At 46.5% G+C, this 14,159-nt stretch carries 4 protein-coding genes; 1 reads left to right on the plus strand and 3 read right to left on the minus strand.

The features are described from left to right. Positions 1-426 precede the first annotated feature (426 nt). Positions 427-8,964 carry a S8 family serine peptidase gene (locus AC50Y3_RS19215; protein ID WP_494820335.1) on the minus strand — a complete coding sequence of 2,846 codons (8,538 nt, stop codon included), beginning with the start codon at positions 8,962-8,964 and terminating at the stop codon, positions 427-429. 294 nt (positions 8,965-9,258) lie between these two features. Here AC50Y3_RS19215 and AC50Y3_RS19220 point away from each other — a divergent pair, with 294 nt between their 5' ends. Beyond that, positions 9,259-10,518, plus strand: coding sequence for a helix-turn-helix domain-containing protein (locus tag AC50Y3_RS19220; RefSeq protein ID WP_494820336.1), 1,260 nt, complete (start codon positions 9,259-9,261; stop codon positions 10,516-10,518). Between the two features lie 97 nt (positions 10,519-10,615). Here the strand turns inward: AC50Y3_RS19220 and AC50Y3_RS19225 are convergent, their stop codons facing one another. Together AC50Y3_RS19225 and AC50Y3_RS19230 are read right to left on the minus strand one after the other, a co-directional pair. Next, entirely contained in the window at positions 10,616-12,214 is a 1,599-nt protein-coding gene (locus AC50Y3_RS19225) for a glycoside hydrolase family 43 protein (protein WP_494820337.1), read from the minus strand. Then, the gene (locus AC50Y3_RS19230; RefSeq protein ID WP_494820338.1) at positions 12,211-14,139 is read right to left on the minus strand and encodes a DUF8034 domain-containing protein; all 1,929 of its coding nucleotides are present in this window, start codon (positions 14,137-14,139) and stop codon (positions 12,211-12,213) included. Before AC50Y3_RS19230 ends, AC50Y3_RS19225 begins: the two co-directional genes overlap by 4 nt. Positions 14,140-14,159 lie beyond the last annotated feature (20 nt).

Raw genomic sequence — 14,159 nt, forward strand, 5'->3', positions numbered from 1 at the left:
ATTGATAACGCTAAGAAACTTCGCGCATTCACATGGGAGTTCCCTTTTATCTCCCAGGCATTCCCCCATCAGCTCCTTTGATTTCTCCAGATTCGCGTCTCCTTTGCTTCTTACTTCAATTCACGGTTATTATAGAAAATACAATGTATCATTAGGAATGGATTTAATTATGACTTTCAGTACTTTCTCTATCTCTTATTTGATCTATCGTAAAGCATAACCGTTCGCCCCAGACGAGAACTAGAATGGACCTTACACCGAACAAAGTTCCAATCTCAGATCTCGCCGGCAGCATGACGTTTGGTCTCGACTACTTCAGTACCTGGAGTGGTAAGAGCGCACAACAAAGATGCCCCCGAATGGATCGGGGGCTTTGGTATTTACTTGGGAGCTGTCTTTGAGACAGCTCCCACTTTTCATTTTTTTTTACAATTCCAAACCTAGATCAAGAATCACATTCAGAGCACGAAGGATCATCGTTACCGACTCAGCGCGGGATGCCGTGGAAGTCGGATCAAATTTACCGTCTCCCTTACCGCCGATAATTCCCGCATTGGCCAATTGGTTGATAGGCTCTTCTGCCCAGCTTCCTTCAATGTCATGGAACTTCGATGCACCTGTTACAGGGCTGAGGTTCATCACCTTCGAAAGAATAGCGACAATTTCTGCACGGGAAATCTCGTTGTTCGGCTTAAAGCTTCCGTCAACGTAACCGTTAATGATGCCGTTAGATTTCAGAGCCGCAATTGCGCTTGCAGCCCAGCTTTCTTCCGCATCCGCAAAGTTATCGGAACCTTTGGCAGTGATGCCCAAAGCCTTCACAAGCATGGTAGCGAATTCTGCACGTGTAACTGATGCGTTAGGATGGAACGAGCCATCCGTATAACCAGTCACGAAGCCGATTTGCGTAGCCAATGCTACGGCATTCGCGCTCCAGCTTGTAGGAGCTTCGTCAGTGAATGTGATCGCAGGAGCGGTTGCAAGCTTGGTTTTGATTGCTTCTACGAGTTTTGCCACATCGACAATGTCAGCCTTCAATACCGGTTTTTCCGGCGTTGGTTGTGGTTTTGTTTCTGGTTTTGTTTCTGGTTCCGATGGAGTTTCGCCTCCACCGCCTGTGTTACTGTTAACTGGAATGTAAGTCCATTTTGCGAATAAAGCAGTATCCGCTGTTACTGTATCCGTTGCAAAATCCCATGGAAGCGTACCTTCAGCATCCCGATACCAACCCGCGAAAGTATAACCGTCTTTTGTCGGCGCTGTTGGTTCTGTAACTGTAGTGTTATATTCCACTGGAATACTTGCCACTTCACTGCCACCCTGGCTGTCAAAGCTAACATTGTAGCTATTGGTTAGCCATTTCACGTATAACGTTGTATCTGCTGTTACTGTATTCGTTGCAAAGTCCCATGGAAGTGTACCCGCAGCATCCTGATACCAACCTCCGAACGTATAGCCCTCTCTCGCCGGAGCTGTTGGTTCTGTGGTTGCAGTGCCATAATCAACTGCCACAGTATCTACTATGCCTCCGTCTTGTGTATCGAATGCCACGTTGAATTTATGGAGCGTCCATGCTCCGTAAAGCGTACGATCCGAATAGATGGAGCTTGTGAAATCCCAAGGATTAGCAAGAGCCTCATCTGCGTACCACACTACATCGTAACCGTAAACAACCGGCTGCGTGATTCTGCGGGATACGATTTGATCTTGGACTCCGCCAAACGGAACATCGACCGGAAGTACGAAATGGACTTGATATCCGTTAATAACCTCTTGGATAAGAGAAACGTCGGCATAACCGGCAGCGCTGATAATGATACTGAAATCTGCCGCTTTCGTGAAGAGACTCTTATCCAGCGTAATTGTACCTGCAGCAGCATCTACTTTATAAGTAGCGCTATCTACAGGCGTACCGCCAATACTAATGCTTGTAATTGCATTGGCCCAAGCAGAATCATTGAATTCAAGGGTCATGTCATTACCAACGACGTTATCCCAATCATCCGGTGAAACAATAGATGCGGCTAAAGCATATTTGGCATATAGGGTCATTGGTTTATGAACAATGCTTGCAAAATCAAATGGCACTGTTAACTCTGCATCCTCATACCAACCAGCAAACCTATACTCGACCTTGATCGGATCAACCGGTCTTGTTACGCTTCTTGTTACGATTTGAGGTGCAATGGAATCACCGCCATTGGACTCAAAGTTTACCAAATAACCGATAACTTGATCCGTAACGATTGCATCTGCATATCCTTCCGATTGAATCACTACATTCACCTTTTGCCCGGCTGTAAATAGGGCATGGTTAAACGTGATTGCATCAGCGGAGATCGTGTAGTCTGTATCACGAACCAATACTTTAGAACCGATCATAACTTTACTAATATTGCTCTTCCATAATCCGTCATCGGTGAAATGTAGACTAATATCGCTGCCGACCGTGTTCCCAAAGACTTGTTTAAGAACAGTTGGCGGCGTTTTCGTCCAGCTTAGATATAACAAGGCATTATCTGTCAGTGCTGCATTACCGTTAAACGTATTCCCGATTGAGCTTGCTGCATCCAGATAAAGCAATGGACTTACAGATAGACCTCCATTGGTTACATGTAATAATGGGCCTGATGTAACGTTCCCCGTAACGGTGTCAACTACTGTTGTCATATTAGGGATGCCAGCTTTGCCGTTTACAAGTGTATCCCAGAAGTAGGTGTCTGTAGGACTCTTTAACGCCCCGCCGTTTAGGTCAATATGACGTCTATAACCCAGCTTGACATCATTGATCAACAAAGTCGTTGTTCCGTCGATGGCTGTAACCTTCAACTGGTAACCGGCAAACGGAGTTGCTTGAAGGCTTGGCGCTTCACTAAACGCAAACAGTTGACCTAGACTCGTTTGCCCAGCTTGTGCCGCTGCTTCTGAAGTTGCAGTCTTAAAGGTAAGCTTGCCTAGTGTACCATTCGCTGCAAAATCATACGTACTTGGATCTAACGTATAAGTTGTAGGCGTCGTTTCAGCTTTGCCATCACTCTTGATCTTGTAGAAGGATGCTTCAATTTTCTGAATGCTCGCCTTGCTCATTAACCAAGGAATATTGGCGGCATATTCCGCAATGCCAATATCCAGATTCCCTTCGCCTAGCACCCAACCTTTCCCGCTGACACTGCCATTCGTCCCGTCGAACTTCAGGCCGTCCGGTTTCGCCGTATCCACAGGAGCATAGTTTTGTGTAAAGCTCATTTGCCATTTGCCATAAACGGTTGCATCTGAACTTATACTTTGATTTGGATCCCAATAACTCGTACCTGCTGGATCGTTATACCAGCCCATAAAGCTGTATCCGGATCTTGTTGCAGAAGGATTTTTAAGCGTCGAGTTCGCTACAAGGTTAGTTCCGTTTCTGCTTTTTGCCGGCGTATTTCCAACCGCAATGGAATTAACCGGAGCACCGCCTTGACTGTCAAAATTAACAGCGTATCCTACAGCTTGCATAGCACCATATATCCCTTGCGGATCAGAGCCTGCAGTAGTGAGCGGGTAAATCGTACCAGTGGTCGCACCTGTTGAATTGAACTCAAACTTATACAGCTGAGGCAAATAATTGGCTCCGCCCGGATTAATAGCCGAAGCTGCAACGACAGGTGATGCATTGGTTTTAAATAGATCTGCCTTAAATGTAATTTGCCCTGGCTGGCTGATGTCATAATATTTATTACCACTGCCATCCAACAAATTCGTGATATCTATTCCGGCTGTGAAGTTTTGTGTTTTCACCACGACTTTAGAGATACCGTTGCGCCAATCTGCACCGGCTGCATCTTCATTAAAGGTAAGCGTTAAATCCTTTCCGATATGGGCTTTGGCCGGATCGGTTACGATCGGAATCGTCGGCGTCGGAATTGGAGTAGCTCCAATCGAGAAGCTAGTCGTTACATCCGCATACCCTGCGGCTTGGATTTTGACAGCATAATTACCGGCTGCTGGGAAGAGCGAACCTGGTAAAGTAATCTTAGAAGGCACAAAAGTCAAACCCTTAATTGGATCGAAATAATTGTAGCCTGCTGTGACTGTTATTTTATCGGTTATATCCGTTGAACCTAGCAGGATCTTCGTTATGGCATTTCTCCAAACAACATCATCTAGAAACACACTGTTATTTGGTATTAATGAAATGGTCGCACCACTTTGCAGGTCACCTAACTTTGGAAGTGTCGTAACTGACGTTGTTTGCGATGGACCTGCAAAATTAAGTTTAGCCAGTACTTCTTTCATGCCGTCTCCAGCATTTAAGTCAATGCTACCCCCATACAGCGTTGAAATGGTAGCAGCTTGTTCCACCGTAAGCTGTGGAGTCGGCGCAGTAGGGATTACACCGAAATCAACTGCATTCTGATTCACTTGACCAAAGTTTTTGAAGATGAAATAGAAGTCATTATAGTCAATTCCATAACCTGAAGAGCCCGGTTTCTTCCAATACACATCGGCATTTCTATGGTCATTCAGGAATACTGTTCTGGATGCTAGATTGCCCGGTGTTGGGTTGTTGAGTGAGTTCAGACTCTTGTAATTTAAATAAACATCGATTTCTGCAAGGAGATCCTTCATGTCAATCACATTATCGCCATTAACGTCTCCGGCTAATAATGAAGGCGTTTGACTAGAAGGGATATCCTTGTATTCTCCCGTTAGATAACCATATTTTGTTGAAGAAACTACAGGGGTTTTAAGGTATCCCTTAAAATGTCCCGGCATGGAAAGCTCGACGGAGTATGGTTTATCACTTACATCCATTGTAACGGCATAAGTACCGGTCATATTACCCAAATATTGAATTGCATTGTTTGTCGATGTAGGATTATCGGTTACATACGATTTGCCATCTTGACTTGTAACCGTAACCTTTGCGCCTGAATCGGTCGTAATGTTTGTGAACAATCCGCTAAGCGTATTCTGTCTGAACGATTCAGCAAACAAACCGCCTGTAATCATAGCTTTAGCCTGTCGCACATAAGGTACATTTGTTGTGAAAGCAGGAACCCTCGACTCTGTACCTGACATCGTAAAGAATGTGTCGTAGACTTTGAAACCCCATGGTCCAGAGATCGGGTCAGGGCTTGTATACGTTGCATCTAATTCTACAATGTTCATATCCCGATCAAGGGCGCCAGCGTCACTAATTCCTGATATCGTAATGTCAGTGGTTAGACCCGACCCATATTTTGAATGTTTATACGGCTGACTTACTGTTAAACCAACAGTTGAAGGGTCAATTCCTTTGCTGCTTAAATAGGTTTTATATTCATCTGTAAGTTTGATACTCGCAAATGAATAAAGATTACTATTTAGCAAAAATTTACCGCCGGTCATGCCAATGCCATGCTTCAAAGCGATCGTTACCTTGAATGGTTTATTGGCATCCATTACCGTCTTATCCTGATACACAGTATCTGTGTTTCCGGCAGATGTAACTGTTACATAAGGAGAGCCTTTTTTAATGAAATAGTACTGTTGCATGGTGGAATCCGTATCGGCTGCACCGGCATAGTCACTTGGGTAGATCCAAAAATCAGTGCCTTGTGGCGTGATGTCCTCTGGACTAATACCAAAATGGAAACGACCTTTCGCATCCGTATTGAAGAATACAGTTGGCCAAAAGCTATCCTGGTACCCCCAGACCGCGTTCAAAGCTTGATCTACAGGTGCTGGTGCTGGATTACCATCCGGACTTTTTACCGAAGTTTCACCGTTATTCTTCATGATGTCGACGTTATTATCATAAACGGTACCATAGAATCCCTGAATCTCTTGCCCAGGCTGATAGCCTGTCGGATCGATTTCATAAATTCCCGGCTTTGAATCACTGTCCATGGCGATCGTAGGCGCTGTCAAATCCACGTACAGCGTATCTTCTGCTGTGTAACGCTTTCCAGCTGAGTCAGTAGCAATCATCTCAACGGAATAAGAGCCTTCCGTAATAATCGCCGGTGTTGTTCCTATTCCGGAATGATCCAGTGATGATGATCCGTCATACGGCTTGGTAAATGGAAGATATCTGCCTCCAACAAGCATTTGTAAAGGACCATAAATGACACCAGGACCTACCGCGCCGATATTAGCTACATCTTGAACGACACCTAAATAATGACCGTTCTTGTCCTTTAATACCAGGTACATGCTATCCATTGCACTATTGACAGAGAAGGTATAGCCCGAACCACCGGATCCGTTTGTATCCGGGTTCCAGTTTCCTGTAATGGAGAACGGAAGTGTAAATGCTTTTATGTCTACACTCATATCGATTCCTTTTTCGGCTACGGTCACCGTAAAGGGAATGCGATAAGACTCCGACGAATCAGCGGCATTAACGAGATGAATATAACCTTCATAAGTGCCATCAATCGCGTTTGAAGGAACCGTAATTTGGGCTGTTGTTTTAACCTTACTGCCTCCGCCAACCGTAATGGATGTCACAGGTGCGTTGCCTGCAGAGAAATCAATTCTGACATCATTGCCGGTTCCCGTACCTACAGGGTGCGAAAGCGCAAATTTAGTGGTAATAAATTGTGTACTGAGTTTAAAAGTTTTACTGCTTGCACCATTATTCGATACGTTAAACGTTTTGGATGAAACCACGTCATCCGAGCCGTCCGTTGCACCCTCTCCTCTTCCTTTAAAGCCGAAGAAAAGACTGCCCGTCAGATTATCCACTTGATGGATAGTCGTATAATCCGTAGGGGTATCATACGTAGAGGTTTTTTCCAGCACTTGAATAGTAATATTAGCCCCAATAGCGCGAGCAGGATCGACAACGCCAGCACCTACTTGATACACGCTATAAGTCTTCGAAGCGGTATTCATATCCTTGGCTGTATTCATTAATGCCGTCTTAACATCGGCAGGACTGTAATCAGGGTGAGCAGCCAGAACCAATGCCGCAATCCCCGCTACATGAGGTGTAGCCATGGAAGTACCGGACATTTGCATATACTGATTCGTATAATCAGGCGTACCTGTGTCTTGCGGCTCATAAACGTCGAATGGAGCTGTAGACAGAATGTCAACGCCGGGAGCGACGATGTCCGGCTTAATTGTCCAATCCTTCACGGGTCCCGTTGAGCTAAAACTTGCCAATTCGTCCCCATTCTTTACGAGCGGCGCGTCCAGAGAAGCCGGGAACGTAATGGTGGCATGATCGGGATCAGCTGCAATCGCTTTCGCGAGCGCTTCCCCTTGGACTCGCGTCAAGGAAACGGAATAAGCATAATCCATACTTAGGCCTAAGTAATTCGGAATATAACCTTCTGTATCGGCATCATCAATATGATCCCAGATAATCATACCCGCTGCGCCTGCGCGATGAGCACTCGCGATTTTGGTCTGCATATACTCGCCGCCGCGTTTAACAAGGGCGATTTTACCGGACATGTTTTTTCCGCTATAGTCATCCATAGTACCTAGACCGACATCAACAATTCGAAGCGTCTGTCCTTTATATTGATCATCGCTTTGAAGGAAACTTCTTCCAAATAAACGAGCCTGATAAGACTTTGTGCCGTTCTTGAGGGTCATAACCGGAATGTTTTCCGGAATCGTACTGGCACCCACGGTAATTGCAAGCGCTGAAGTTCCCGGCGAGCCAACAGTAGCTTGACCAGGACCTGCGTTACCTGCTGCAATTGCACAAACAACACCCTCGATTGTAGCATTGGTAATGGCAATGCTTGTCGGATACATAGGATCGTTCACCGTATTTCCAAGTGAAAGATTGATGACATCCATATGATCCTTAGCAGCTTGATCAATACCGTTCAATACTCCATCTGACGAACCGCTTCCACCTGGACCTAGTACGCGGTACCCGTAAAGATCAACTTTCGGTGCAACGCCGTTGGCCGAATAGACAGCATTATTCGTTGTCGTATTCGCAGCAATTGTCCCCGATACATGCGTACCATGTTCCGTTATGTAGTCCTTATAGTTCCCTGTAGGACTTACAAGTGGATTCGGTTGCTCCTTTGCAGCCAGCCAATCCCGATAAGTGGTTTCCATCGGGTCAAGGTCATCCACGAAAGTTACATTACCGGAAACATCGACTGTATTATTAACAAAGTCATGTCCGCCTTTATAAACGGCCTTTAAATCAGGATGATTGTAATCGATCCCGGTATCCAAGACACCGACTTTAATTCTTTGACCCTTGCGAGGACCCGATTCAATCATACCTGTATGGCCTGCGGCTTGAAGCTTATCAATGCCCATCCAAGTCAACGCCGAAGTCGGGTTGCCGACAGAACCGCCTGTATCTGCAGCGGATGCCGAGCTTTGTTCAGGTACGTCGAATTTAACAACAGACCAAACGGAAGCAACATCCGAATTATCGGCAAGTTTATTCACTTCACTTGCAGGCAAAGATAGAGATACACCGTTAAACGCCTCAGAATATTCTCTGGTAATTCTCATGCTCGTGTTGACAGATTTACCGCCAACGATTGATTTGGCAGGCTGCGTAGTCACAAAGCTTTTAAATCTAGCGTGCGAATCTTTCACTTTTTGTTGCGCATCGGCGTAATCATTCGTAAATGCTGTACCGTTTACCCCAGCACCGCCGTTCGCCAAGGATTGTTTGATGATTTGGATCTTAGCCGGATCCACTTTGAATTGCACGATAACGTTAATAGGCTTGGAGCTGCGCAAATCCTTTGGATCCACATGGATTTTCTGTGCGATGTCCGCTCCGGTCAGTTTGTTAATGCTTGCTTTCTGCTCGGGGGTCAGACTGGCCAGAATGCGATTTACTTCATCTGCATTGAATGTCCCAGTGCTTTGCTGCTGCTGCGGCTCGTTTGCGTCTGCAGCATTTACGCGCGTTAGACTCTGAGGCAATACACCGTTGAATAGAAGCGTACCTAAAGCAATAACGGACAGCATTTGTTTTGCTTGTTTTGATTTCATTTTCATGATGATCCTCCGTTTAACTATTAATTGCTTGTTTCGTTTCTCACAGTTACCTGAATTTTCAGGACCTTAAATCTATGGCATTTCATTGACATAGCAAAAACAATAAGATACATTCGCATATGTGAAATTCTAAGATGCGGATTACTCGCAAATCTCTCTTATTGTCCAAAGTTTCCTATAAAACTTTCGGCATGCCTTGAAAACACTCCATAAATAGGCCAGCAGTTCCCCCTTCTCTAAGCTAAATTGAGTATACAATGTCGACCAAATCCGACTGGATACATATATGATGTTTTGGATACGAATTTAGCTGGAATATTTTATTATAGTAAAAAAGAATGCGTTATCACGTACATTGAAGGTGGTGTGACCGTTTTGTCTCAACAATACCTCCGGCAGAACGATTCCTTTATAGAAAAGTCAACAAGCTTAGCCATTTCGATCGGTACGAGCGTGTATGCTTTAGATGATCAGTTGCAAATCACGTTTGCCTATCACAGCTCGGAAATCTCCCAAGCGCCTGATAAAAACCAGCATCTTTCTATGCTGATCGATTCCTTGCGTTTGAATCGCCAGCAAATCGAAAAGACGTCGAATGGCATTAGCAGGTTTCCTCTAACCTTAAATCGCAGCTTTTTAGTTCTTCATTTTGAAGACAACGCTTCTAATCCATTCTTAGTGTTGGGGCCGATTGAGACAAAGAGCGCAGAAAGAGACAATCATATTGTTAATTTGATTTATTGGTTTTACCATCCGCAGGCAGAAACGGTTCCGTTTCCTTTGCCGTTTGGTGTGCAATGGAATGAGGTCTCCAGACTTGCCAATCTATCGCTCGTTAATATCTATTATGAGAACGAATCGCTTTATCTCCCTGCCGAAGTATTCGCTTTAATCAAAGCTAAAATGGTCGTCGGTGATAACAGTGCGGTCGAGGATATTTTCAACACCAAAATTTATTTAAATTACTTTGTCCGCATCGTCCAGGCCAAAGCTGATCAATTACGTTCTCTTAAAAATCATTTCATATTAGCCTGCTCAGCCCTATCGCAAGTTGCCATCGACAACGGCGTTGAATATACGTACGCCAGAACGATTTCCGAAGAATATAGCCGAATTGCAGAAACCTTTTCGTCCAGTAATGGATTTATTACGCTGCTTAAAGAAGTAACGATGAAATTCACTTCCGCCATTGCCCAATTCTCCAGCCAAGTCCACTCGAATCTTGTCAAAAACATTATTCAATATTTGCGGTCCCATATGTTTGATAAGATTACGCTGGAAGATGTTGCCAAGAAATTCGATAAGAATCCATCCTATATTTCAAGTAGACTGAAGAAGGAAACCGGCTTAGGATTCAATGAAAACCTGAATTATCTCCGAGTTATGGAAAGCAAGCATCTACTGTTGCAAACCCGTAAATCCATCAGTGATATTGCTATAGCCGTCGGCTTCAATTATCAGAATCATTTTGCCAAAGTGTTCAAGAAGTTCGTCGGCGTCTCGCCATTGGATTTCCGTAATAACCAATTAAAGGAATCGAATCCCGCCCGATAGCGCGTCACGAAATGAAAAATATTCATTACCTTATCAGGCAACAAAAGACCCCCATCCATATGGGGGTCTTCATATTAGCCTCTGTTATTGCTTATTATCAGAGTGGCTGCATCGTAAAGGAGCTGAATTGAGCAAAACCCTCTGTCTCTCCGTATACCCCTTTGGCATAGAGGCCAATTCGCGGCGCGGTGAAGCACAAGAAGCGGTTGCTCCGTTCGGGGTACAGAAATTCCGCTGATAATGCGATGCCGGTTTCTTCGAAGACTAGGCCGTCTATCGAATAGAGCAGCGTAATAATCTGTGTTTTCGGCTCTAAGCAGATTTTGAGCCAAAGACGATCGCCAGGCCGTATAGACAGGCGCCATGTTCCAAGCGTTGTCTTTAGCACTTTCACATATTGTCCGACCTCTAAATAGAGGCCTTCGTGTTCTTGATTCTCGTGCAACCGTTTCACGTCAAAAGACTGGCCCGCCGTCTGGCCGAGCCCGTTCCGAACATTGAAGAACAGGAAAGCATCTGTGTCCCGATACATCGTCATCCCGGCTTCCTCGCCCCTGCTCTCAGGATGGAAGGCCACCATGGCTGTCGCCTCAAATCCAAAACTCTGCCAGCGTCTCGTTAATATGAGGGTCGATTGCAGAGAGAATGGGATAAACGGTTTGCAAGCTATCCGAAGCCCTTCGGATGACAAAGAATATCCTTCTTCAACAGGATGTCTAACCCATTCCCAATCGGGGGAAAGCTCGGTACCTGTAAACTGATCTTCGAGATTGCAGGCCAGTGCTTGTGCCACTTCGCTCTGAGGCAGCACTACAGACACGCAGGGTTCTCCTGCGTCTCCGACCGTGAACCATTCATCATCCGTCCATTGCACCGGCTGAAGGAACGTCTCTCTGCCAAGCGGGCAAAAGCCCCCTGGCGTTAATGGCCGTCCTCCGAGGTGGAACATCCACCAGTTGCCTTCCTCATCTTGAACAAGCTTGCCGTGTCCCACCCGCTGTATTGATTTCCCGGAGTCACGCTGCATAAGCACAGGATTATGCGGGCAAGGCTCATATGGTCCCCAAATCGAGCGGCTTCGCGAAAGCGTTTCCATGTGTTCGAAGAAGGTCCCCCCTTCAGCAAGTATGAGGTAGTACCAGCCGTTTCGTTTCAAGATATGCGGCGCTTCCGGGGCAGCGCCTCCCGTTCCCGACCACACCTGCTTAGCTTCACCGACGAGGCTTGAACCGTCATGCTTCATTTCGTGCACCCAGCCGCCACCGAACACTAAATAGCGTTTCCCATCGTCATCGTTGAAGATCGACGGATCAATAAAATGATGATTGAGCATGGTCGCCTCGCTGTAAGGCCCTTCCGGTCTGTCGGCCGTGAATAGCAGTGTCGTGCAGCGCGGCTGACCGTGGTAATAGGGAACGACTACCCAGAACTTGCCGTTATAATACGAAATATCAGGCGCAAATACGCCGAAGGAGTCCGGCATCCCGGTTAGATCTAGTTGACTCCTCCGCGTAATGACATGAGCAATTGGCTTCCAATTCTCCAGGTCGCGGGAATGGAGAACTTGAACGCCAGGGAAAAACTGAAACGTCGACGTCACCATGTAATAGTCAGGGCCTACTCTAACTATCGAGGGATCGGGGTTATCTCCGGGGAGTACCGGATTGAAGACTTGCTGTTTGGCATCGATTATCATGGCGTGCTCCTTCCTCGAATCGGTTGCTCAGGACTCGGATTTGACCAAGGCAAGTCGTACGAAGGTACATTCACGTAACGCTCCATCGACAAACGCAGCGTGATGCTTGTTCCAGCAGGCAGCGAAACGTGCAGCCATTTCCCGTTTACTTCTACGGATTCTAGAACCTTGCCCAACTGGTCAATTATTACTCCAAGGCCAAAGCTGTGCTCGCCGAACACACCTGCCTGAACGATTAACTCTCGGTCATCGAACGAGCTCGTATTGACCAAATGCAATGTCATGGAATCCGACTCTAGCTTCTCTACTAGGGCTGAAACTCCGACAGGCAACCCAGGGCGTTCAGCCATCGCGTCAAAATATCGCACGCGTCCATGCTGCAGCCCTCCATGAGAAATATGCATCGGCCCTCCCAAAGTCAGCTGAACAAGACCTTCAAAGTAGAGCGGACACATCTCCTGCCAAATGTGAATGGCGGAGTACATCCCTTCGCTATAATGCTCCGTCCAGCTGCGCGGATCTCCTTCCGGTGACCGCATTTTGGCCAATTGGTTGCCGATCATCTCGGAATTGGCGCTAAGAATTCGTTCCGGATAGTCCGGATTGAGTCCGCGGATATATTGAAACCAAGGCTGCGTATTGCCAATGTAATGCTTCGTTTCGCGGCCTGTTCTTGGATCTCTTCCGGAGAATGCCGGCACAATAACTTCGTTCCAGTCATGGTCCTTCGCAATTCGCTCGACGCGGTACAGGTCTTCGTCCGCCATCGACATCGTCCATAGATAGATCGGATATTTGGGCAGCGCTTCTCGGAAGTCCGTCCAGCCGGAGTCAAAATGCTTATAAGGAACAAACCATTTGCCTTCTTGCTCTCGACCCAGCTTCCAGTTAGTGTCTAACTGCTCCCTTGCAAGCCTCAGCCCATTCATATCCCCGGTCAGCAACACGGTATTCATGCAAGCGTTCGTCAGCGGTTCAATAATGGTCATGAACCCGTGCGGCCAGCGCCAACCGTAATAGCCGCCCCACCATTTGCCGTCATTATACTCTCCGATTTGCCCTGTCAATCCGATGTTATCGGGAATGATGCCTCCGTTTAAACGAGTCCGTTCCTGCCATGCACCCACATATTCGATCACCCAGTTTTTCAGCTTCTGATCCCCTGTGTGAAGAAACGCATGCGTAATCAATCCCGTTGCGTTCAAATTAAGAGGGACATCGCCGCGGTTCATTCGTTCGTTCATCATTCGGATGATGTGCTCATAGATGCCGTCGTTCGACCAAGCGCATTTCATGTTTTCGAAATCTACGCCCGGAATATCCTCATATGGGGCTAAATAATCGTCGAGGATGCCACGGTGCGTGCTCCAATCCTCTTCATTGACTTCAAAACGCGGTCCTCGGCTCCCATTAAGCGGCGAGCGGATTAGCTTCATATCGGAATCATAGTTTGGCGCTTCCGGATCTTCCCCTGTGTACATGCGCGCGAAATTAACGGCGCGCTGGCGGTCCTTCAGTGTAGCTGGCCCCGCCAACCCAAGGAAATAGAGATATAGATAGCCTTCACCGTGATGCATCCAGTCATAATAGGCATCAAATTCCCGGTAAAGTTGACCGTACTCTGTCCACTGCCAGGTGATACCGTCCCAGATTTTACGCGACACTTCATAAAGCTCGCTGCTTCCGCCAAGCACATAGAGCAGTGCCAGGTTCATGAAGCCCTCGTAAGGATCGTCTGATCCGTCCATACCCGGCCAATGATCAAACCAAATGAGCGTCCCGTCCGGATGCGTGTAACGTTCGACGTATTCCTTGGCCGCCTTGTTTAAGGTTTCGAATAGCAGCTGCTCCTGAAGCGCCCATTGCGGAGGGACTATGCGTGACGCCGCATGTACTTTTGGCAGCGCGTTTATTCTTGATGGCATTTCAATCACTCCTCTAAGAA

The sequence above is a fragment of the Paenibacillus sp. J22R98 genome (assembly GCF_059383835.1).